The 21,259-nt window shown below is 69.1% G+C and carries 28 protein-coding genes and 1 pseudogene; 9 read left to right on the top strand and 20 right to left on the bottom strand.

Annotated features, from left to right (window positions below; translation table 11 throughout):
* Nucleotides 1-56: 56 nt before the first annotated feature.
* The gene (locus AB1578_06540) at nt 57-536 is read right to left on the bottom strand and encodes a hypothetical protein (GenBank protein ID MEW6487556.1); all 480 of its coding nucleotides are present in this window, start codon (nt 534-536) and stop codon (nt 57-59) included.
* A gap of 284 nt (nt 537-820) precedes the next feature.
* Between AB1578_06540 and AB1578_06535 the strand changes: the two genes are divergently transcribed.
* A complete protein-coding gene (locus AB1578_06535) occupies nt 821-1,825 on the top strand; it encodes a methyltransferase domain-containing selenoprotein MduS (GenBank protein MEW6487555.1) in 1,005 nt (334 codons plus the stop codon).
* 228 nt (nt 1,826-2,053) lie between these two features.
* On the opposite strand, the gene AB1578_06530 is transcribed toward AB1578_06535, so the two are convergent.
* The 9 genes and pseudogenes from AB1578_06530 to AB1578_06490 form a co-directional block, all read right to left on the bottom strand.
* Nucleotides 2,054-3,508, bottom strand: a complete 1,455-nt coding sequence (locus tag AB1578_06530) for an ATP-binding protein (GenBank protein ID MEW6487554.1) — start codon at nt 3,506-3,508, stop codon at nt 2,054-2,056.
* Entirely contained in the window at nt 3,505-4,182 is a 678-nt protein-coding gene (locus AB1578_06525) for a response regulator transcription factor (GenBank protein MEW6487553.1), read from the bottom strand. Before AB1578_06525 ends, AB1578_06530 begins: the two co-directional genes overlap by 4 nt.
* 119 nt (nt 4,183-4,301) lie before the next feature.
* Entirely contained in the window at nt 4,302-5,930 is a 1,629-nt protein-coding gene (locus AB1578_06520) for a phospholipid carrier-dependent glycosyltransferase (GenBank protein ID MEW6487552.1), read from the bottom strand.
* A 169-nt stretch (nt 5,931-6,099) separates the two neighbouring features.
* Nucleotides 6,100-6,375, bottom strand: a complete 276-nt coding sequence (locus AB1578_06515; GenBank protein MEW6487551.1) for a lipid-A-disaccharide synthase N-terminal domain-containing protein — start codon at nt 6,373-6,375, stop codon at nt 6,100-6,102.
* Nucleotides 6,372-7,094, bottom strand: coding sequence for a glycosyltransferase family 2 protein (locus AB1578_06510; protein MEW6487550.1), 723 nt, complete (start codon nt 7,092-7,094; stop codon nt 6,372-6,374). The genes AB1578_06515 and AB1578_06510 overlap by 4 nt, the downstream gene beginning before the upstream one ends.
* Before the next feature lie 165 nt (nt 7,095-7,259).
* Nucleotides 7,260-7,886 carry a TlpA disulfide reductase family protein gene (locus AB1578_06505; protein ID MEW6487549.1) on the bottom strand — a complete coding sequence of 209 codons (627 nt, stop codon included), beginning with the start codon at nt 7,884-7,886 and terminating at the stop codon, nt 7,260-7,262.
* A 226-nt stretch (nt 7,887-8,112) separates the two neighbouring features.
* Nucleotides 8,113-8,982: a universal stress protein gene (locus AB1578_06500; GenBank protein ID MEW6487548.1), complete on the bottom strand. Its 870-nt coding sequence runs from the start codon at nt 8,980-8,982 to the stop codon at nt 8,113-8,115.
* 60 nt (nt 8,983-9,042) lie between these two features.
* On the bottom strand, nt 9,043-9,267 hold the full coding sequence (locus AB1578_06495; protein MEW6487547.1) for a hypothetical protein: 225 nt from the start codon (nt 9,265-9,267) through the stop codon (nt 9,043-9,045).
* A gap of 179 nt (nt 9,268-9,446) precedes the next feature.
* Nucleotides 9,447-10,304, bottom strand: a pseudogene (locus AB1578_06490) (cysteine desulfurase family protein).
* A 102-nt stretch (nt 10,305-10,406) separates the two neighbouring features.
* On the opposite strand from AB1578_06490, the gene AB1578_06485 reads away from it, so the two are divergent.
* Together AB1578_06485 and AB1578_06480 are read left to right on the top strand one after the other, a co-directional pair.
* Entirely contained in the window at nt 10,407-10,616 is a 210-nt protein-coding gene (locus AB1578_06485) for an AbrB/MazE/SpoVT family DNA-binding domain-containing protein (protein MEW6487546.1), read from the top strand.
* Nucleotides 10,613-10,984, top strand: a complete 372-nt coding sequence (locus tag AB1578_06480; protein ID MEW6487545.1) for a type II toxin-antitoxin system VapC family toxin — start codon at nt 10,613-10,615, stop codon at nt 10,982-10,984. Before AB1578_06485 ends, AB1578_06480 begins: the two co-directional genes overlap by 4 nt.
* Nucleotides 10,985-10,992: 8 nt before the next feature.
* Here the strand turns inward: AB1578_06480 and AB1578_06475 are convergent, their stop codons facing one another.
* From AB1578_06475 to AB1578_06435, 9 genes are read right to left on the bottom strand one after another with little or no spacing between them, the layout of a single operon-like run.
* Nucleotides 10,993-11,223, bottom strand: a complete 231-nt coding sequence (locus AB1578_06475) for a thioredoxin family protein (protein ID MEW6487544.1) — start codon at nt 11,221-11,223, stop codon at nt 10,993-10,995.
* Nucleotides 11,224-11,275: 52 nt separating this feature from the next.
* A complete protein-coding gene (locus AB1578_06470) occupies nt 11,276-11,980 on the bottom strand; it encodes a cytochrome c biogenesis protein CcdA (protein ID MEW6487543.1) in 705 nt (234 codons plus the stop codon).
* A gap of 1 nt (nt 11,981) precedes the next feature.
* Nucleotides 11,982-13,169: a permease gene (locus AB1578_06465; protein ID MEW6487542.1), complete on the bottom strand. Its 1,188-nt coding sequence runs from the start codon at nt 13,167-13,169 to the stop codon at nt 11,982-11,984.
* Nucleotides 13,170-13,203: 34 nt separating this feature from the next.
* Nucleotides 13,204-13,590 (bottom strand): thioredoxin family protein, encoded by a 387-nt coding sequence (locus AB1578_06460; GenBank protein MEW6487541.1) that lies wholly within the window; start codon nt 13,588-13,590, stop codon nt 13,204-13,206.
* A 14-nt stretch (nt 13,591-13,604) separates the two neighbouring features.
* Nucleotides 13,605-13,775, bottom strand: coding sequence for a hypothetical protein (locus AB1578_06455; GenBank protein ID MEW6487540.1), 171 nt, complete (start codon nt 13,773-13,775; stop codon nt 13,605-13,607).
* Nucleotides 13,772-13,900: a hypothetical protein gene (locus AB1578_06450; protein ID MEW6487539.1), complete on the bottom strand. Its 129-nt coding sequence runs from the start codon at nt 13,898-13,900 to the stop codon at nt 13,772-13,774. Before AB1578_06450 ends, AB1578_06455 begins: the two co-directional genes overlap by 4 nt.
* Nucleotides 13,897-14,349, bottom strand: a complete 453-nt coding sequence (locus AB1578_06445) for a thioredoxin family protein (GenBank protein MEW6487538.1) — start codon at nt 14,347-14,349, stop codon at nt 13,897-13,899. The genes AB1578_06450 and AB1578_06445 overlap by 4 nt, the downstream gene beginning before the upstream one ends.
* Complete coding sequence (locus tag AB1578_06440) at nt 14,346-14,759, bottom strand: hypothetical protein (GenBank protein ID MEW6487537.1); 414 nt, start codon at nt 14,757-14,759, stop codon at nt 14,346-14,348. Before AB1578_06440 ends, AB1578_06445 begins: the two co-directional genes overlap by 4 nt.
* Before the next feature lie 53 nt (nt 14,760-14,812).
* Nucleotides 14,813-15,127, bottom strand: coding sequence for a metalloregulator ArsR/SmtB family transcription factor (locus tag AB1578_06435; GenBank protein ID MEW6487536.1), 315 nt, complete (start codon nt 15,125-15,127; stop codon nt 14,813-14,815).
* 563 nt (nt 15,128-15,690) lie between these two features.
* Between AB1578_06435 and AB1578_06430 the strand changes: the two genes are divergently transcribed.
* From AB1578_06430 to AB1578_06405, 6 genes are all read left to right on the top strand, one after another.
* The gene (locus AB1578_06430; protein ID MEW6487535.1) at nt 15,691-16,977 is read left to right on the top strand and encodes an FAD-dependent oxidoreductase; all 1,287 of its coding nucleotides are present in this window, start codon (nt 15,691-15,693) and stop codon (nt 16,975-16,977) included.
* Nucleotides 16,974-17,258 carry a 4Fe-4S dicluster domain-containing protein gene (locus tag AB1578_06425; protein ID MEW6487534.1) on the top strand — a complete coding sequence of 95 codons (285 nt, stop codon included), beginning with the start codon at nt 16,974-16,976 and terminating at the stop codon, nt 17,256-17,258. Before AB1578_06430 ends, AB1578_06425 begins: the two co-directional genes overlap by 4 nt.
* Before the next feature lie 82 nt (nt 17,259-17,340).
* On the top strand, nt 17,341-18,480 hold the full coding sequence (locus tag AB1578_06420; GenBank protein ID MEW6487533.1) for an acyl-CoA dehydrogenase family protein: 1,140 nt from the start codon (nt 17,341-17,343) through the stop codon (nt 18,478-18,480).
* 40 nt (nt 18,481-18,520) lie between these two features.
* Nucleotides 18,521-19,288, top strand: coding sequence for an electron transfer flavoprotein subunit beta/FixA family protein (locus AB1578_06415; GenBank protein MEW6487532.1), 768 nt, complete (start codon nt 18,521-18,523; stop codon nt 19,286-19,288).
* Nucleotides 19,289-19,303: 15 nt separating this feature from the next.
* Entirely contained in the window at nt 19,304-20,257 is a 954-nt protein-coding gene (locus AB1578_06410; protein MEW6487531.1) for an electron transfer flavoprotein subunit alpha/FixB family protein, read from the top strand.
* 12 nt (nt 20,258-20,269) lie between these two features.
* Complete coding sequence (locus AB1578_06405; protein ID MEW6487530.1) at nt 20,270-20,629, top strand: TraR/DksA C4-type zinc finger protein; 360 nt, start codon at nt 20,270-20,272, stop codon at nt 20,627-20,629.
* A gap of 33 nt (nt 20,630-20,662) precedes the next feature.
* Here AB1578_06405 and AB1578_06400 read toward each other — a convergent pair.
* On the bottom strand, nt 20,663-21,259 hold a 597-nt coding region (locus AB1578_06400; protein ID MEW6487529.1), incomplete at its 5' end, for a helix-turn-helix domain-containing protein.

The following is a 21,259-nucleotide window of genomic DNA, read 5'->3' as shown; positions in this document are numbered from 1 at the left end:
CATTCGTGACCGCCTCGGACCCTTCCCCTCGGGCAGGACGATCGAAATCCCGCGGATCACGGGGTCAGTGCCGGCGCGGCGCGACGCTCCGCGAGCCGCAGGGCGACGGCGCCCTGTTGCGCCAGGGCGCGGGCCGGCACCTCGGCTTCCCACAGCTCGAGCCGGAGCAGGTTTCCGGAGAGCGCCGTGGCGTAGAAAAGCAGGACGACGCGCTCGACCATGCCCCGGCCCTCCATGGCGGACACGCTGGGAGCCAGGTCCCGCGCCAGGCGGCCGGCGTAGGCCTGGAGGGCTCTCTGCTCCACCTGGCGCAGGGTCAGCTTGGAGCGGGACACCAGCGCCAGGGTCTTCCCTTCGCCGAGAAAGACCCCCGCCACGTAATACAGCTCCCCGCCCCCGGCCTGGAAGCACAGGGTCTCCAGGGGCGCCGCCCACCCCCCCAGGTGGGGGTCCACGAAGACGGGCCGGTGGCTGAAGCCGGAGGCTTCCCAGCCCCCGGCGGCGGGCCAGGGGGCGAGGGCAAGGCACAGAGTCACCAGAACGGCTGCCGCACGCATGGCCCCCACAGTAGCGGACTTCCGCCGCCCGGCAAGCCCGCCGCCGGGAGGGCTGCGGCCGGCCGCCCAACGGGGGTCGGCCCGCACGCTTGGAGAGACGAGGCAGAAAGAAGAATTTCGCCCGACGGAGCGGCCCTGCCCCGTTCCCGACTCGACCCACCTCCCTCGACCCGGTAGGATGGGGCGGCAGCTTCGTCCGCCCCCGCAGGAGTCGTGCTGCACGGGCCGCCCCGCCGCGTGGGGAGCTCCAGGAAGGAAGATCGGTGCCGAGACAACCGGAGGTCGAACAGCGAGGGCACTGGAGCGAGGTCTACGCCCGAACGACCTCCTTTTTTGGAGAAGGACCCAGCGCGTGTGCCCGGCGAGCCCTGGCCTTGTTCCGCCGGGAGGGCGTGAAGGCCGTCCTGGAGCTCGGCTTCGGCCAGGGCCGGGATACCCTGTGGTTCGTGGACCAGGGGCTGCGCGTCGCGGCCCTGGATTACTCGGACCAGGCGCTGGCCGAGATGACGGGCCACATCCGGGCCCGGGGGCTTGCGGACCGGGTCGCAGCCCAGCTCCACGACGTGCGCCGGCCGCTCCCCTATCCCGACGGATCCTTCGACGCCTGTTACTCCCACATGCTCCTGTGTATGGAGCTCACCGAGGCCGAGATCTCCTTCGCCCTGCGGGAGATCCACCGGGTACTGAAGCCGGGGGGGCTCGTGCTCTACTCCGTGCGCAGCGACCACGACAAGTACTTCGGGGCAGGCACGCATCTGGGAGAAGGGCTCTACGAGGCGGGGGGGTTCGTCGTGCACTTCTTCAGCGAGGAGAAGATTCGCCGTCTGGCACAAGGCTATGAGATTCTCGCCGTGGACCGCGTCGAGGAGGGAAGCCAGCCGCGAGACCTATACGTGGTGACGCTGCGGTGCAACGCGGAGGGGGCCTTCGTGCCTCCGGAGGAGGTCGGCATGATCCAGCCCATGGACAAGTTCCAGGAGTTCTTCGACGCCACCCACCAGAGCGCGGTGCTCGACGGCAAGACCAGGGGCCTTTTGTTCCTCACCGCCTCCCTCGCCGGCGGGTGCGAGCTCTGAACCGACTGGAGCCTCGCGGTCGCGAGGGAGAACGGCGCCAGCGACGAGGAGATGGAGGCGGCGGCAGCCATCGCGATGAGCGTGGTGGCCTACAAGACCCGGCTCCTGTTCGACAAGATGAGGGGCCCGGGAGCCGCGTCTGCGGCGAGCCCGAAGAAGCCCGAGGCGCCCCACGCTCCGGGCGCCACCTGAGGCCGCTGACCCGGTGCTTCGGCGAAGCACACAGGCTGCGCGGCCCGGTCGACTCGCGGGACGGGTGTCACGCAACCACCCCACGTGTTCTTGTTCCTCTGCCAGGGTTCGAGGATCTGGAGGCCGCGGCCGTGATGGCCGTGTGCGGTTGGACCCGGTATCGGGAACACCTCCCGGAGGTCTGGGTGATCTCCACCGGCTTCCACGACCCGAGCGCAGCCCCATGGCTCATCTCCGGAAGGCTTCCGGGGCGGCCGGCAGCGACACCTCGAACCGGCTTCCTTTCCCGGCCTGGCTCTTCACCGTGACCTCACCGCCGTGCAGCCGGGCGATCTCCCGGGCGATGGCCAGACCCAACCCGGTGCCGCCCTCCGCCCGGGACCGGGCCTTGTCCACCCGATAAAAGCGATCGAAGATCCGGGCCTGGTCTTCCGCGGGGATGCCCACTCCCGTGTCCTCCACGACGATCCGGGGCGAGGGGGCCGCGGCGCCCCCGACCCGAACCGAGCCCCCGGCCGGCGTGTAGCGCACGGCATTTTCCACCAGGTTGGAGAGGCACTCCACCAGCAGGCCGTGGTGCCCGGCGGCCGGCAGCGACTCCGGCAGGTCAGCCGTGAGCGCCACCCCCTTGACCTCGGCAGCGGCGTCATTGAGGCGCACCGCCTCCCGAGCCGCTTGAGCCAGGTCCACGGGGCCCCGGTCCATCTTTTCCTCCCCGTTCTCGAGCCGGCTCAGGGCCAGCAGGCTCTCCACGATTTCCCCCAGGCGAAGGGCGGTGCGGTGGGCGGCCTCCAGAGACTCCCGCAGCTCGGCGGGCTCCCGGGGGCGCCGCAGGACAACCTCGCACTGGGCGCGCAGGGCGCTCAAGGGAGTGCGAAGCTCGTGGGCCGCGTCGGCGGTGAACCGCTTCTGGCGCTCGTAGGCAGCGGCCAGCCGGTCGAGGGCCCGGTTGAGGGCGTCCACCAGGGGCTCCACCTCCCGATCGAGCCCCTGCTGCCCCAGGCGGCGTTCGATGGTCAGGGGGCCGACCCCGTCGGCCTCTGCCGAGAGCCGGCGCAAGGCCTGGAGCGCCCGGGAGACGAACCAGGCGGGAAACACCGCCAGGACCACGAGAAGAGCTCCAAAACCGAGATAGAGACGATAGCGCAGCATGCGCAGGGTCTCCTCGGGGCCGTCCATGGGGTGCCCGGCCGTCACCCAGAAGAGCTGCGGGCCCGCTTCGGGCACTTCCCTGCCGGGATTTGCGGCGAGCCATCCCCGGCGCTCGACCTCGTCATCCTCGGGCGCCTTTTCGACTCGCAAGGTGCACAGGCGGTATGTCCGCCCCCCCAGCACCTCCTGCTCGAACCAGGGGCCCTCCTCCTCGCCCGCATGAGGTCCCGGAGCAGGATCGCGGGACGCGGCCACCAGCGCCCCACCCGCGTCGCGGATCACGTAGAACGGGCCGTCCGCTTCGGATGCGAAGCCCAGGCCCTCCAACAGTTCCAACTCGAGCTCCACCTCGCCCCACGGCTCCACTTCCACCGCCGCTCCCACGCTCCGAGCGAGAACCAAGAGCTCCCGATCGAGGGCCTCCAGCAAGTCCCGGCGGACCGAGCCGTAGATGCCCCCGGCGGTAACCAGCAGAGCCAGGGCCACGAGCGGCAGGAGGGGCAGGAGGATGCGCCGGCGGATGGAGCTCATCGCGGCCGCTCCGGCACCCGGAAGCCCACGCCGCGCACGGTCTCCACCACGTTGTCTGCCCCGGCGGCCCGCATCTTGCGGCGCAGATGGGCCACGTGGACGTCGATCACGTTCGAGTCGCTCTCGAAGGCCTCGTCGTAGAGGTGCAGTGTGAGGCGGGTGCGGGTGAGCACCTTGCCCTTTTGGAGGAGGAGCGCTTCGAGGAGCTGGAACTCCTTGGGCGTCAGGGGAACGTCGGTGTCGCCCCAGGAAGCCCGATGGGCGTCGACATCGAGATGCAGGCGTCCCCACTGGAGGCGGTTTTGCGCCACTCCCGAGGCCCGGCGCAGCACGGCCCGCACCCGGGCCAGGAGCTCCTCGAAACTAAAGGGCTTGGGCAGGTAATCGTCGCCGCCGAGTTGCAGCCCCCGGATACGGTCCTCCACCTCGTGGCGGGCGGTGAGGAACACCACCGGCACGCGGTTGCCCCGCTCCCGCAGCTCCCGCAGTACCCGGAAGCCGTCGAAGCCGGGCAGCATGAGGTCGAGCACCACCAGGTCGTGCTCCCCACCCAAGGCCGCGTGCAGCCCGTCGGGCCCGTCGAAGGCCTGGTCCACCGCGAATCCCTCGTCCCGAAAGCCTCGAGCCAGGGCTCCCGAGAGGTCAACGTCGTCCTCGACGATCAAGAGTCGCACGGCGGCCTCCTATCCCTTGGGTACGGGCGCACGAGCCGTAAGCCCGGACGAAAGGGGAGCTCTCGAGGCATGGGCGCAACGGCGGAGGGCTGCGTCTTCGGCGAGCATGCGCAGCCGCCTCAGCCGCCTCCCTCCGGATACCAGCGCAGCAGAAACCACCGCTGGCGCCGTTGGGGGCGAAACGGGTCCTGCGACTCCCTCACGTGGACCACCTCGGCGCCCAGGGGAAGGGACGGCTCGCCGTGGCCCGAGGTGAACAGCCACGCCCCCTCGGGGGCGACCTGCCGAAGTGCCTCGACGTCCGCGACGTTCCGGACGTGGCGCCGCAGGTAGAAGCTCGATGAGAGCCGATCGGTCTGCCAGTTCCACACCGGGGCGGAAGGCCCGACGATCTCGCGGACCTCCTCGAAGAACGCCCGGGGCGACCGGTAGGCGTCCACCGCCGGCAGGACTCCGACCCCGGCCACAGCAACGGATGCGCACATCACGGCGGCGAGAACCCAGGGAAGGCAGGCGCGCCGCGCGCTCCACAGATAGCATGCCATCCCTCCGGCACAGAGGACCAGAATGGCCGTCTGCGCGGCGCCAAGGGATCGCTGCGCCATCCCGAGATAGAGCCCCGCCGCGAGCAGCCCCGCGGGAAGGAGCCACAGTAGCGCTCGCAAACCCCTCGCCAAGCCGCGGCGCAGCGCCGAGGCTTCGAAGCCGTGGGCAAGCAGGGGGGCGACGCCCAGGGCGTAGGCGGGGGCGAGCGAGAGCATATAGTGGATGCGCTTGCTCGTGGCCAGGCTCAGGAAGACGACCCCGACGAGGAACCAGAGAAGAGGCCAGAGGGTCTGCACGTCTCGCCGACGCCAGGCCCCCGGAAGCCCGTACAGCAGCGCCGGCAGGAGCACCACCCACGGACCGAAGCTGGCGATGCGCGGCACGTAGTACCAGAACGGCTCCCGGTGGGTCGAGAACTCGGGGTCCAGCCGGGCCACGGATTCCCCCAGCCAGGTCTCCACGGCCCCCGGCACCCTCTGGGCGACGGCGGCGAACCACGGCAGCGCCAGGATCGCCGTGGCCAGCAGGAAGTAGAGGCCGTCGACCCAACGCAGCCGTCGGCCGCCCGCGCCGGAGAGCACCTCCCAGGTACCGATGCCGAAGAGGGGGAAGAGCCAGCCCAGGGGGCCCTTGACCAGGAAACCCGCCGTCAGGGAAACCGCGAGCAGCAAACGCCACGGATCCCCCCACGATCCATCCCGGCCGGGCCTGATCTTGAGAAAGCAGTACACGCTCAGGGTGGAGAAGAAGAGCAGCAGGGGTTCCGTCTCGGCCTGGCGCCCCATCCCCAGCACCAGGGGGTTGGCCGCAAAAGCAAGCCCGGCCGCCAAACCGTACCCCCGGGCGCACTTCTCGGCGGCACGACCCGAGTCCCCAGAGCCCCGCCCTGCCCCGCCCGCGAGTTGGAGCGCCAGGGCGCGGGCGAGGGCCATCACCAGGAGCAGCGTCCCGGCCGTAGCGGCGACCCCGGGAAGGCGGGCCCGAAACTCGCTTACTCCGCCGGAGAGCCGGAAGGTCCCGGCAATGGCCCAGTAGAGCAGCGGGGGCTTGGTGACGAAGGGCTCCCCCCGCAGGGTCGGCACGAGCCACCGGCCTTCCTCGTATACCTCGCGCCCCACCTCGGCGCGGCGACCCTCCCCGTGGATGCCCCAGAACCCCTGCCCCGGAAGGCCGCTGAGCAGGGCCGCGAGAAGCAACGCCACGAGGCCCGCAGAGCGAAGGTCGTATCGGCCGAGAAAGCGCCCAAACCGCTCCAACTCGGGTCGGGACGCGGGGTGGGTTTCGGCCTGGAGGGCACAGGGCGGCGCGGGTGGACCCGCGTTTCTTCGGGGCACCTCTTCGAGCGCAACGGGGTCGGCCGACGCCCCCGCGTCACGCGACCCCGGCACGGGGCTCTTCACTCTTCCACAGCATTAGGTTGCGCACGTAGACCACGAACCCGAAAGACTGGCCCACGACGAACACGGGGTCGCGCACATGGATCGCGTACACCAGCAGGAGCGCGCTGCCGGCCAGGGACAGGTACCAGAACGCCTTGGGCATGGTGCTGCGCCGTTTTCGCTCGCTCGCTACCCACTGCACGAGGAACCGTCCGGTGAAGAGGCCCTGGGCGCCGAGGCCGAGCACCAGCCAGGGGTCGACGGTCATCGGAGCTCCTCCCAGCGGTAGCCCAGGTGGCGCGTTTGCATCCAGTGCACCGCAAACAAGTCGAGCAGCGGGCCCACCAGCCGGTTCCAGAGGTGGTATTTGGCTCGGCCGTGGATCCGGGGCCGGTGGTGCACCGGCACCTGCACCACCCGGGCGCCCTCGAGTTTCAAGAGCGTGGGCAAGAAGCGATGGAGCCCCGTGAAGAGTTTGACCCGGTCGAGGTACTCCTTCCGGTACACCTTGAGGGAGCAGCCGGTGTCGATGATGTCTTCGCCGGTAGCCCGGTTGCGGATGGCGTTGGCGATCTTCGAGCTGGCGCGCTTGACGAAGCCGTCGCGCCGGTTCACCCGCACTCCGATCACCACGTCGGCCTTGTCCAGGTGGGCGAGCAGACGGGGCAGGTCGGCGGGGTCGTTCTGGAGGTCGGTGTCCAGGGTGGCGACGACGTCGCGGCGGGCAGCGCGGAACCCCGCGTCCATGGCCGCGGTGAGACCCCGGTTGCGATCCAGCGCGATCACCCGGATGCCGAGCTCGGGGTGGCGGGTGCGGGCGGCCAGGATCTCGGCTCGGGTGCCGTCGGTCGAGCCGTCGTCCACGAACAGGCACTCGACGGTCCACCGGGGGGCAATCTGGCGGACCACGGCCGCCAACTCGGCGGCCAGGAGAGCAATGTTGCCCTCTTCGTTGTAGGCGGGAAGGACGATGGAAAGGCCGTTCACGAATCCTCCGTGCCGCGCGGGCTCCCGAGGCCGTTCAGGCGTCGGGAGGATGCGGACGGAGCGGCATCCTAGGGAGGACGACGTGAAGATTTCGTGAAGATCGGGGCAGGGAGCCGCCCCCTTCCCAGCGGCTCGCCCGCGGTCCGAGAGGGACGGCTCCTCGTTCTACCTCAACCCCTCGGTAACGGCGGACTCCAACTCCAGGGGGTCCACCCTGCCCTCGTGGCTCCATACCACCCTGCCGTCCGCGCCGATGAGCACCAGGGCGGGGGTGCCGCTGACCCCGTAGGCTCCGGCGGCAGCGAATCTTCCGTTTCGCTTCTCGTCCATTGCCACGGGGAACGGAAGGTCCTGCAGCCTCGCGTATTGGGACACCGCCCGGGCCAGGGAGTCGCCGTCCAGGTTGACGGCGATCACGCGCAGACCCGGCGGGGGATACCGAACCGCCAGGTCTGCGAAATACGGCATCTCCTCCCGACAGGGCGGGCAGAAGAGCGACCAGAAGACGAGGAGCGCCGGCTCTCCGCTCTTCTCCCCCCGAAACGAGACCGGATTCCCCTCCGGGTCCGAAAGCTCGAAAGCTGGGGCCTTCGCACCGGCAGACAGGAGCTTCTCCGCGCCTGCAGCCGAAGCGTCGGGCGACGGGCACGGCTCGGCCCCCTCTCCGCACTCGTCCGCGGGAAGCAGACCCGGCAAGCCGTCGAGGGACAGGGGCACGGAGGTCGCCCACGCCACCGCGGCGAGGCACACGACGGTGGAGCTCAGGAGGGCGCAAAACACTCGTCGGATCATCACGCGTCTCCTCGCGAGATCACAGGCGCCGCAGGGAACGACCCGGCGCAGCACAAAACCCGCGGGCGGCCGGACCGCTGCGCATCCCCCCGCGCAGGCGGCCGCCTCCCCAAGGAAGGCAGTGTAAGCGAAAACGACAGCAGCGAGAAACGATTCGAAGTCCCCGAGCACGATCCGCCCATGCGAAACGCGGCCCGAGTGCCGCTCCGCCGGACCGGAGCGCGTTTCAGACCGGCTCCCTTCTTCCGGGGACGAGCAGCACCGGGCACGGCGCATTCCGGGCCACGTGCTGTGCCACGCTGCCCACGAAGAGCTCTTCGCCCCAGCCCCGGCCCCGGGTGCCCACCACGACCAGGGTGGCGGCCAGGCGCCGGGCGGCCTCGCAGATGGCGGGGCCGGCGTGGCCGAGTTCCAGCTCCTGCTGCACGGTCCGGGCGCCCGCTCTCCGCAGGTCCCTACCGAGGCTCTCCAGCCGCTCCCGGTCGGTGCGGTCGAACTCCTCCAGACGGTCGGCCAGGTAGGGGAAGATGCGGCGCCTCTCCTGCACGTGCATCGCCACCACCTCGGCGCCGGTGCGGGCGACGATCTCCCGGACCCGTTCGAGGGCGTGGGCGGCACAGCGGGAGAAGTCCGTGGCGAAGAGGAGCCGGCCGCCGAAAACCTGATCCAGGGGGCGACAGGTCTGGGCGTCGCCCCGGCACCCCAGCCCGAGGAGGGGAAACGCGGACTGGTGCAGGAGGGCGTCGGCAAGGGGGTGAACCAATGCCTCCGCGAAGAGGCCCGCCGAAAAGGACGAGACCGCGATCATCCCGATATTCTCGCGTTCGGCGACGTCGAGAATCACCGAGACCGGCTCCCCCTGAGGGGTGTGGATCTCCACCCGCAGCCCCAGGGCCTCGAGCTGTGCCTGCTGCTCGGCGAGGCCCGGCTGGGCCAGGCCCCGGAGCAGGCTCGCGGCCCGTCCAAAGGCCACGGGCGGAATCGCCTGAACCAGGTGCGCCGTCTCGACGCCGATGGCCGCCGCGCCGCTCAAACAGCGGGGAAAGCCGGGGGCGACGCCGAACAAGTCGGAGGGCAGCAGGATCGTCCGGAACATGGCTTGCTCCTGGGAGGCGGCAGCCCGGGCCGCGGGGTTCGGTGCAAGGGGTGCGGCAGGCTAGGGCTGCGGGCTTCCCTCCCCGGCGCCCCCGCCCCCCGAGCCGCCGCCGAAACAACACGACGCCAGCAGACACACGGCCAGGAGAACCACCGCCGCCCAGGTTGCCGCGCCCCACCGGCCCACGGTGTAGCCGAAGACCAGCGCGGTGAAGACCAGGACGAACATGCCGAGCACGGCGAGCCCCGACGATACGCGACAAATCTTGGACTGCCAGAAGCGCATGGGTCGCCTCCCTTCTCCGCCCGCTGCGGCGGAGCCACGCAACTCCCCCCGCCATGTCTCACGCCGCCAGAAACTCCGGCGGCACCTCGTAGCCCGCCTCCTCCAGGGCAAGACCTTCACGATCTCGTAGCGGTGGACCAGCGGCATAGGACCCTCCAGACGGCGGGGCAAGCCCCGCCCTACGCGGGGGCGATCCTCGCCATCGCTTCCATGACGGTGTCCACGTCTCCAGAGGTATTCTCCTGCCCCAGGCTGAAGCGGATCGACGCCCGGGCCTCGGCCGGGGGCACACCCATGGCGAGGAGCACGTGGGAGGGGCGGGTGTCGCCGGTGGTGCAGGCCGAACCCGTGCCCACGGCGATGCCGGCGTCGTCCAGCGCCAGCACCAGGGCTTCGGCCTCGCGCCCCGGAATCGACACGTTCAAGGTGTTCGGGAGCCCGCCCTCCCGGTCGCCGTGGGCCCGGACGCCCGGGACCGCCTCGCGAAGCCCCTCCCAGAGGCGGTCCCGCAGCGCCCGGATTCGTGCGCCGTCGGCCTCCACCCGAGACGAGGCCAGCTCGGCGGCAACCCCCAGGGCGTGGGCCAGAGGCACGGGCTCGGTGCCGGCCCGCAGCCCCCGCTCCTGGGTGCCCCCGACCAGGAGGGGCTGGAGCAGGGTTCCGGGCCGCACCCAGAGCGCCCCGATCCCGCGGGGGCCATAGAGCTTGTGGCCCGAGAGGCTCAGGAGGTCCACTCCCAGGGCCTCCACGTCCACTAGGATCTTACCGCACCCCTGCACGGCGTCGATGTGGACGGGGACCCCCGCCTCGCGGCAACGGGCCGCGATCTCGGCCACCGGGTTCACCGTACCCACCTCGTTGTTGGCCAGCAGCACCGAGACCAGCGCCGTGTCGGGCCGCAGTGCCTGGCCCACGTCCTCGGGATCGACCCGCCCCGCGCCGTCCACGGGCAGATAAGTGACCGCGACGCCCTCGGCCTCCAGGCGCGCGCAGGAGCGCAGCACGGCCTTGTGCTCGGCCATGGTGGTCACCAGGTGGCGCCGGGTCCGGCCCGGCTCCCTTTGGCTTGACCCCCACGCAGTGCCGTTTTACAGTTTCGCTAACGATACGAAATCAGTGGAACCGTAAGGAGACCCCTCATGGAGACGACGGTATCCTCCAAATACCAGGTGGTCATTCCGCGGCCGGTCCGGGAGGCGGCCGGGCTGCGCCCCCAGCAGAAGCTCCAGGTCTTCGAGAAAGGGGGCATCGTCTATCTGGTACCCGTACCCTCCCTGGAGGATCTGCGCGGCATCGCGAGAGGGATCGACCTCCGCGGCTACCGCGAGAAGACCGAGCGCCTCCCGTGATCCTCGTGGACTCGTGCGGTTGGCTCGAGGTCTTCACCGACGGTCCCGCCGCCGGCACCTACGCGAGTCTTCTGGCCCGTCCGGAGGAGCTGCTCGTACCCACGGTGGTGCTCTACGAGGTGTACAAGATCCTCGTGAGGACCGCGGGGGAGGAGACGGCCCTGCGTTGCTCCGGGTTCATGCAGCAAGCCCACATCGCACCGCTGGACGCTCCTCTGGCGCTCGAAGCCGCCGACCTCTCGATGAAGCAGCGCCTCGCCATGGCCGACGCCATCGTGTACGCAACCGCGGTACGGTACCGAGCCGAGCTCGCCACCTCTGACTCCGACCTCGAAGGGCTGCCCGGGGTGCGCTTCATCGCCAAGTGAGCCCCCGCTCACCCCAGGAACTTCGCGATGTCGTCGGGCTTGAGCACCTTGCCCGCGGACTTGATCTGCCCGTCCACGGCAAGCGCGGGTGTGACCATCACCCCCCGCTTCATGATCTCTCCCAGGTCCTCGACCTTGCTCACCTCGGCCTTCGCGCCGCTCTTGGCCACGGCCTCCTTGGCCGCCTCATAGAGCTTGTTGCACTTCATGCAGCCGGTTCCGAGCACTTCGATCTTCATGGCGTGACACCTCCGGTGTTTGCTGTTGGCTGTTGGCAGTTGGGAGCGGCCGTCACACCCCGTTCCACAGGATGAACACGCCCACGAACGCGATGAGGACGCCAGCCGCCCTCTTGAACACCAGATTCGCCCGGCCCAGGCCCCGGGACTGGATCAGGTTCTTGGCCACCCCCATGCTCGTGCCCGCGACGACGATGAGCAGGCAGTGGCCCACGGCGTACGTCCACAGAAGGGCCAGGCCGTAGGCCAGGTTGCCCTTCGACGCGATGTAGGTGAGCACCACCACGAGGATCGGCGCGGCGCAGGGGGCCGAGACGAGTCCGAAGAGGAGCCCCAGGGTGAAGGCGCCGATCACGCCGGCGTGCTTGGGCCGGTACCGTGCAAGAGTCTCCGGCACGGAGAAGGTCCAGAGATCCCACAGGTGCGCGGCCATGGCCAGGCACACGAGCGCGATGACCCAGGGCCAGAAGCTCCCCACGTCGCCGAACAGGCGCCCCACCATCACGGCGATGAGCCCCATGGCGGTAAAGCTCACCGCCAGCCCGCAGACGAAGACCAGGGAGAAGCCAAACGACTTCCTCCAGCCCGAGATCCCCTCGTAGCCCCCCACGAAGCCGATCACGAGGGGAATCATGGCCAGCACGCAGGGATTGGAAGCCGTCAGCGCACCGCCCACGAAGACGGCGGCGAAGGCGAGCCAGGGATTGGTCTGGATGTAGGCCTGGGCATTTCCCAGGAAGGCTTCGAGGCCACCCATGTCATCCTCTCAGGGTCAGGTGAGGAAAGAGTGCTCCGAAGATCATGCCCGCGACGGTCGAGAGCAGGATTACGTAGGTCACGAAGACCGCGGTCTTCTTCGTCCCCAGCACCACGCGGATCACCAGCATGTTGGGGAGCGAGAGGGCCGGCCCCGCGAGCAGGAGCGCCAGCGCGGGGCCGCTGCCCATGCCGCTGCCCAGCAGACCCTGGAGGATCGGCACCTCGGTCAGGGTGGCGAAGTACATGAGCGCTCCGGCCACGGAGGCAAAGAGGTTCGCCCCCAGGGAGTTGCCGCCCACCAGTTTCGCGACCCACGCGCTCGGGATGAGCCCGGCGTCCCGCCCGGGCATGCCGAGGAGGAAGCCCGCGACCAGCACCCCCGCGAAGAGGAGCGGAAGGATCTGTTTGGCGAAGCCCCAGGTGGACTCCACCCACTCGGAGCGCTCGTCCCGGGAGAACCAGGCCCAGACCATGACGAGCGTGGCCAGGAGGCCGGCCCCCGAGAGGTACCACTTGACGTCGAAGACCGCCATGGCCCATCCCACGGGCTCCCGGGGCTCGCCCCAGGCGCCGAAGACCAGCACCGCCACCATGGCCAGCATGTAGGCGGCGTTCTTCCACAGGGGCCGGGCCGGCTCCTCCTCGGGGATCTCCGCGAACCCCGCCTGGCGCTCGGCCTCGGAGCGGCGAAAGGTAAGGGCCATGAGGAGCCCCACGGCTACCGCGAAGGCTACCGCCCCCACCGCCCGGGCGATCCCCAGCTCGGGCCCCAGAACCTTGGCGGTCATCACGATGGCGAGCACGTTGATGGCGGGCCCCGAGTAGAGGAACGCCGTGGCCGGCCCGATGCCGGCGCCTCGTCCGTAGATGCCGGCAAAGAGGGGGAGCACGGTGCACGAGCACACGGCGAGCACCGTGCCCGAGACCGACGCCACGGAGTAGGCGAGCACGCGGTTGGCCTTGGCGCCCAGATATTGGAGCACCGCCCCCTGGCTCACGAAGACCGCGATCGCTCCGGCGATGAAGAAGGCCGGGACCAGGCACGTGAGCACGTGGGCGCGGGCGTAGTCCTGGAGCATGAAGAAGGACTCGAGGATGGCCGACTGGACCCGGGCGTGCTCTACCGGCACGTAGTAGGCGGCCAGGAAGACGCCCACGATCAGGAGGAGCTTGTCCCGTTCCTTCATGGTCTGGACCCTCGATTCCCGAAGCCGGGGCGCCTCATTCGATGAGACCGAGCTGCCGGGCTTTGGCGAGCATGGGTTCCTTCTTCATCTGGCCCACGTTGCGGAAGACCTCTCTGCCCTGGGCGTCGAAGTACACCAGGGTGGGGATGAGGAGCACCTTGTAGACCTCTGCCAGCTCCTCTTCCTTGCCCACGTGGACGAACTTGAGCAGCACCCGGTCGCCGATGACCCCCTCGAGCTCGTCCATGGTCTTGGACTGCTCGATGCACTGGAGGCACCGGGTCATCCCGAAGTCCACGATCAGGGGCTTGCCCGCGGCGCGGGCTTCCTCTCCCAGGGGACCCTGAGCCGAGGCGGCCGCCGTTCCGGCCGCTGCAAGGACCACCGCCGCTGCGAGCAAGCGCACCCGCCGGATCACCATCTTCCTCGCTCCTCTCACGGCCGTCCCTGGCTCACGTCCAAGGCCTTTCGCTCCGACGCCTCCAGGGGTTTGAGCACCCGCTCCTTGAGGAAGCGCAGCGCCGCCTCGCCGTCTCGATCGGCCAGCAGCATGCGCAGCTCCCCGACCCCCTGCTCCGTCAGCGTCACCACATGCGTCATGGTCAAGGCTCCCTTTCCGAGAGGATCGCTTCGAGTCCGAGGGTACCCGCCAGGTCCTCGTCGAGCCCTCGGTGGACCGCCCGAACCCGGCCCGCTCGGTCGAGGAGCACCAGATACGGGATGGCCTTCACCCTTCCTCCTTCGCCGTCCCCACCCCCATCCCCCGCAGCACCTTCTCCACCTCCTCCAGGGGAAGATACCCCTCGTGGCGGAAGAACTCGGTGCCGTCGGGCAGCAGAAACACCTGGGTGGGAATGAGCCGGATCCGGTAGCGTCCCGCCTGGGAGGGGTCCTTGCGAACGTCGTGGAAGACGACCTGCACCTGCTCCGGGTGCCGGTCCCTCAGCGCCCGCATCACCGGCTTCATGGCCTCGCAGGGCTTGCAGCCCTCGCTGCCGAGCTCGACGAAGGTCACCCTCTGGCCGGGTTTCAGGGGCGCCGCCACGGCGTCGGGGAGAAGGACCGCAACCGAGGTCTCCGCCGCCAGATCGAGCCCGTAGCGCGTCCCCAGCCAGCCTGCAGCCGCGAGCCCCGCCAGGAAGAGAGCAGGTACCGCGAGCTTTCGCCATGACCGGGTCACTGCTTCTTTCCTCCGTCCTGGTGCGCCTGCCACGCGGCGTAGAGATCCTTCTCCAGGAAGAAGACGTCGAACCGTGCCACGGCCCGCCCCTCACCGTCTCGCAGGAAGACCACGGGCACGGCGAGCACCTTGAGCTCCCGCGCCGCCTTCGGGGTCTCGGCCAGGTCGACGTCTTCTCGACGGAACCCCCAGGGGTTTCCGTCGAGGAAGTTCAACACCTCCTGCTCCCCCGCCACGCACAGGCTCAGGACGCACTCGCACTCGTCGCTCTTGGTGACGAAGACGAGCGTAGGGGGGGTACCCGTGGCCGCCTGGGCAGCGGCCTGCGTGGCCCCCCAGGACGGCAGGAGCGCCCAGGTCATCCCCAGCACGATTCCCCACTTCGCCAGTGCATGGACCAATCCCACCATCCCCAAGCCCTCCCATTCATAACCTCTTGGTTATGTTCTTGACCAAAAAAAGTCTACACTGCCTCTCGCAGGCGACCGCGCTCCTCCCGCCGCACCATCTCGCCGACCAACTCCAGGATCTCGTACACCCGGGTATCCGTTACCCAGTAGAAGGTCATCGTGCCCTCCTGTCGGGAGTCCAGTATCCCCGCCTGCTTCAGCACGGCGAGGTGTTTGGAGGTGTTGGGCTGTGTACTCTCGATCCGAGGATAGATCCGGCAGACGCACTCCTCGCCCCGTCGCAGGATCTCGAGGATCGAGACGCGGATGGGGTGGCCGAGGGCCTTCAGGATTTCTGCCTTGCGGCTGGGTTGCTGGGAATCGGTCACGTGCGCCTCCGGCTCAATGATGCCGAAATGGTAATGAAACCTCTCGGCCGACGTCAAGGAAGACTTGAGACCGAGCGGTGCATCCCGGGGGGCCGCTCACACCCTGGTGTCCCGGCGGCCCGATGGCGAATCCTTGGGGCGGGGTCCGGGAGTCCTGGAGCAAGCCCCGTACCGCCTCGACCGAACCGCAGCAGCGAGACCGAAACCAGTGAGACTCGGCGCACCGGCTCCCTCGGAGACGCCCCCTCCGAACATCGCGGATTGCGGGGCGGAGCGCAAGGGCTCCCGGACCCCGCTCTCCACCCAGGCGGTGAATCGGGGCGAGGCCGCCTCCTTGACCGTCTGAGCGGCCTGTGTTAGTCACGTCGCAACCGGGGAATCTCGAACGATCCGCCTGTCGGCCCCGTTCCCGACAGGTTGAACCGAAGTAGATGGCGAGCTTCCATCAGGGGTCGCGCGGCGGCCGGGGGACCGGCCGGACCGCCCAATCGGTCGGAACAGAACCCCGGGAGTTCCTGGAGGCGCGTTTCCCCGGAGCGAGCCTGACGCGGGAGGCCGAGCCCATGGATTCCTTTGAAGTGATCGTGGTGGGTGCCGGGTTGGCCGGGCTTGCGGCGGCCTACACCCTGGCCGACGCGGGGGTCGAGGTCGTGGTGTTGGAGCGGGGAGACTATCCCGGCGCCAAGAACGTGTCCGGAGGGCGGCTGTACCTGAACCCGGTTCGCGGCTTGTTCCCGGACCTCTGGGAGGGGGCCCCGCTGGAGCGGGCCGTCGTGCACGAGGGGTTCTCGCTCGTGACGGAAGAGCGCTCGGTCACGATCCGCTACACGGGCGCGGAGCTCCGCGCGGAGCCCCACCAGAGCCACACCGTGCTGCGCTCCCGCTTCGACCGCTGGCTGGCCGAGCGAGCGGAGGAGAAGGGAGCGCTCATCCTGCCCCGGACCCGGGTCGACCGGCTCCTCCAGGAGGGGGCCAAGGTTACCGGCGTGGTCGCGGGGGGTGACGAGCTGGGTGCAAAGGTTGTGATCGCCTGCGACGGGGTCCTGTCCCTGATTTCGGAGAGCGCGGGTCTGCGGGCTCCGGTCTCGCCGCCGCATTGTGGGGTGGGGGTCAAGGAGGTCATCGAGCTCGATCCCGAGCGGATCAACGATCGCTTCGGGGTTGCAGACGGGGAGGGGGCGGCCCACCTCTACGTGGGAGAAGTGACCGGGGGCCGATTTGGGGGGGGCTTTGTCTACACGAACCGGGACAGCGTCAGCATCGGTCTCGTGCTCGGCCTCCAGAGCGCCTCGGAGGACGGCGGGTCTGAAGACCTGCCCACACTGCTCGACCGCTTCAAGGAGCGTCCCGAGGTGGCTCCGCTCCTGCGGGGCGGTCGCACCGTGGAGTACGGAGCACATCTCATCCCCGAGGGGGGACGAGAGGCCGTGGGTCGGTTGTCGGGCGACGGAATTCTGGTCGCGGGAGACGCGGCAGGGCTCGCGCTGAACCTGGGCGTGACGGTCCGGGGCATGGAGTATGCGCTGGCCTCGGGCCACTGGGCCGCCCGGGCCGTGTTGCAGGCAAGGGAGTCCGCCGATTTCGGCCGGGAGTCGCTGGCCGCCTACGACCGGATGCTCGCCGAGAGTTTCGTCGGGCAGGACCTGGACAGCTTCCGGGAGGGCCCGGCGGTGCGGGAGAACCCGCGCTGGTTCGGCCATTACCCCGACCTCGTCGGCAGCGTGTTCCGAGACCTCTACGCAATCCCCGACGGGCCCAAGATGCGCCTCTACCCCACCCTTCGAAAGCACCTCACCGTGGCCGAGCTCTGGGGTGTGTTCAAGGACTTGCGGGCGGCGAGGAAGCTATGAGCGACGCGAGGCGCCTGGCCGAGAAGCTGGGGCTCGACGTATTCAAGCCCGGCAAGCAGCCCCACATCCGAATCCGGCCGGGCCAGGAGAACGACCCCCGGTTGGGGAGGGCGATCCCGCTCTGCCCTGCCGGCCTCTACAGCCGCGACGACCAGGGGCGGGTCGCGCTGACGGTGGATGGCTGCCTGGAGTGCGGGACCTGCCGCGTGGTTTGCGGCACCGAGGTCCTGGAGTGGGCATATCCGGAGGGAGGGTGCGGCGTGCAGTTCCGCTTTGGCTGAAGACCGGGCCATGCCTCGGAGGGCCCGGAGGCCGGCCGAGGTTCCATGGGTATCTTGGGCCACATCGACGAGGAGGGCGACCATGCATTTTCACCTGACGGAAGAACAAGAGCTGATTCGAACCAACATGCGGGAGTTCACCGCAAAACATCTGGATCCGATTGCCGTCGAGATCGACGAGAACGAGCGCCACCCGACCGAAGTGTTCGAGGAGCTCGGAAAGGGAGGCTGGATGGGTATCCCGGTCTCCCAGGAATACGGCGGTGCGGGCTCCGACTACCTGACCCACATCGTGGCCCTGGAGGAGCTCTCCCGGTCGTGTGCCTCCACCGGCTTCACCATCTCCATCCACGTCGCCGTGGGTTGCATGCTGATCGAGCAGTTCGGAAACGAGGCGCAGAAGAGGAAATACCTCCCGCCCCTGGCCCAGGGCCGGCACCTGGGCGCCCTGGCGTTCACAGAGCCCGGCGCCGGCACGGACGTGATGGCGGCGACCACCACGGCCGTGAAAGACGGGGATGCGTACCGGATCGACGGGACCAAGACCTTCATCTCCAACGGCCCCCTGGCGGACACGTACCTCGTCTTCGCCTGGACCGACAAGGAGGCCGGGCGCAAGGGCATGAGCGCCTTCATCGTGCCGCGGGGCACCCCCGGGCTGACACCGGGACAGCCCTTTCACAAAATGGGGCTGCGCTCCTCCAAGACCTCCGAGGTGTTCCTGAAGGAGTGTCGGGTTCCCGCGGAGAACCTTCTCGGCAAGGAGGGAGATGGCCTGGCGATCGCCATGCGGGGTTTTGACCAGGGCCGGGTGGGAATTGCAGCCCAGGCGTTGGGCATCCTCCAGGCCGCCCTGGACGAGAGCGTGGGGTACTCCAAGCAGAGGGTGCAGTTCGCCAAAGCCATTGCCAAGCACCAGGCCATCTCCTGGATGATCTCCGATATGGCCACGGACCTCTCCGCCGCGCGGTTTCTCACCTACCACGCCGCCTGGCTGCTCGACCGGGGCCAGCCGTTCACCAAGGAAGCCTCCATGGCGAAGCTCTTCGCTTCGGAGAAGGCCATGCACCACACCGTGAAGGCGGTGCAGATCCACGGCGGCTACGGGTACATCAAGGGCCAGAAGGTGGAGAGGCTGATGCGCGACGCGAAGATCACCGAGATCTACGAAGGCACCTCGGAGGCCCAGCGGATGGTGATCTCCGGAAGCGTGCTGCGCTGACCTCGGGGCCCAGACCGCCCTCGGACGGAGGAAGGGGACCATGCCCACGATCGTGGCCTGTTTCAAATGGGTGATCGACGAGGCCTACATTCGGGCCGGCCCCTCCGGCGAAGTCGACCTCTCCTCGGTCAGCTGGAAGCTCAGCGACTATGACCGAAACGCCATCGAGGAGGCCGTCCGCCTGCGGGACGAGCACGGGGGCACCGTGATCGCCGCGACCGTGGGTGCACCCGGGGCCACCAAGGGGATCAAGGATGCCCTCTCGCGAGGTCCCGACCGCGCCTGTGTCGCCGCCGACGAGGGGTTTCGCGACCTGGAGCCCTCCCAGACGGCCGCGCTTCTGGCGGCGATGGTCTCCGGCCCCATCGGTGCTTACGACCTCGTTCTTTGCGGCGAGGGTTCCAGCGACCTCTATGCCCAACAGGTCGGCCCGCGTCTGGCCGAGAAGCTGGGCATCCCCTGCGTGTGCTTCGCCCAGAAGGTCTCCCTGGAAGGCAGGCGGGTGATCGTGGAGCGGCGGGTGGAAGAGGGGGTGGAGGTGCTGGAAGCGCCGCTGCCGGCCCTGGTCACCGTGCTGCCGGACATCAACTCTCCGAGGATCCCGGGTGTCCGTGACACCCTCATGGCGTCCAAGAAGCCGGTCGAGACCCTCTCGGCCGGCGACCTGCCGCCGGTGCCCGCGGCACGCACGGAAACGGTCGAGCTCCGGACGGCGCGGCTGGAGCGCACCTGCGAGAGGTTCGGCGCAGAGCCGGCAGAGATCGTCCGGTTCGTGGACGCGTTGCGCCGCAGGAACGTCCTGACGTAGGGAGGCGAAGAGCCCATGGCTGGCGTGTGGATCCTTGCGGAAGAACACAGAGAGGTCCTGGAATTGCTCCACGTCGGCCGAGGCATAGCCGACGGGCTGGGGACCAGCCTCTCGGCGTTGACCCTTCAGGCGCGGGAAGAGGCGGACGAGTGCATCGCCTGCGGCGCCGATGAGGTGCTGCTCCTTCCGCCCCTGGCGGAGGACCAGTCCCTCGACGCCTACGCTGGGGTGATCGCCGACGAGGCGCGGAAGGAGCAGCCGAGGGTTTTCCTCGTGGCGGGCACGAGCCGCGGCAGGGACCTGGCCGCCCGGGTGGCTGCTCGCCTGGATGCCGGGCTTTGCAGCCAGTGCACCGCCCTCGAGATCGATGACACCCGCGAAGGCATCCTCATGAAGCGCCTCATCTATGGGGGCGCAGCGGTCCAGAGCCTGCGGTGCACCACCCGGCCCGCGATGGCGACCATTCCCCCGCGGACGTTCGACCCGGCGCCGGCCCGGGAGGGGCGGACCGGGCAGGTCCGGCAGCTCCCGCATCCGCAGCCGTCCCCGGTTCGGATCGTGGAACGGCGCGTCCGGGAGCGGGAAACCCGAGACCTCGCCGACGCCCGGGTGGTCGTTGCCGTCGGAAGGGGCTTCGCGGCCGAGGACGACCTCGGGCTGGCCCGGGAGTTGGCCGAGGTGCTCGGCGGGGAGATCGGCTGCACCCGACCCCTTTCCGAGGAGATGCACTGGCTGCCGGACCAGGCGTGCATCGGGCTCTCGGGAGTGCAGGTGAAGCCAGAGCTGTACCTCGGGATCGGCATCTCGGGGCAGATCCAGCACCTCACCGGCGTCCGCGGCGCCAAGGTCATCGCCGCGGTCAACCAGGACGAGAACGCCCCCATCTTCGGTGCCGCCGACCTCGGTATGGTTGGCGACCTCTACCAGGTGCTGCCGGCCCTCGTCCGAGAGATGCGCAAGCAGTCGTGAGGCGGTGCAACCGTGGAAGAGCTGACCGACGCCCAGGTGGAAGAACTCCAGCGAGACCTCGTGGCACTGCGGCACGAACTCGAAGGCATCCTCGAAACCTCCAGGGAAGGGGCGCGACCCGTAGACCTGGACCTGCCCATCGGCCGAATCTCCCGAATCGACGCCCTCCAGCAGCAGCAGATGGCCCGGGCGAGCCTCGAAGCATTGGAGCTTCGCCTGCGCCAAGTCTCCGCGGCACTGGCCGCCTGCGAGTCCGGCGAGTACGGCACCTGCCGCAAGTGCGAAGAGCCTATCGCGTACAAGCGCCTCAAGGCCCGCCCCGAGACCCCCTTCTGCCTGGCCTGCCAGGCCCAGGCCGAGGCAAAGCGCTGAGCGCGGCACGGGAGGGGCCGCGACAGTACTGGTTCACCCGCCTGCCCTTCGATAGGGGAAATCATCCGGGACGGCGATGCTGAGCGATTTGACCTTCCGGTACAGCGTGCTCCTCGAAATGCCAAGCATCCGCGAAGCGCGGCTCATGTTGTGGCCCGATACCGCGATGGCGCGGGCAATCTTCTGTTCTTCCGTGTGGTGGAGCGACACCGCCCCGTCGCACCCGGTGGGGGGTTCCCGCCCCAAGAGGGGAGGTCCCAGGATGCGCTCCTGGACAAACGCCCCGGACGCTGGGAGACGTGCCTTGTATCCGATCACCGATTTCGGAAGATGCCGCGGCTCCAACATGTTCTCGTCCCGCGCCACATAGAAGGCCCTCCTGATCGAATTCTCCAGCTCTCTGACGTTTCCGGGCCAATCATACTTACACATGACGTCCAGCGCACCCTTGGACAAAATCTTGCGGCTGCCTTCGACCCCGTTCATCTTGGCCAGAAATGCTTCCGAAAGGGGCCTGATGTCTTCTTTACGAGCGCGCAATGGGGGTAGCTCGATACTGAAGACATTCAACCGGTAGTACAAGTCTGGCCTGAAGAAAGTTGAGGCTCCGAACTCTGGAGAAATGTCTTT

It is taken from the genome of Thermodesulfobacteriota bacterium, from assembly GCA_040756475.1.
GTDB lineage: Bacteria > Desulfobacterota > Deferrisomatia > Deferrisomatales > JACRMM01 > JBFLZB01.
Note: the sequence above shows the minus strand (reverse complement) of the source record. Positions and strands in the feature narration are given on the sequence as shown.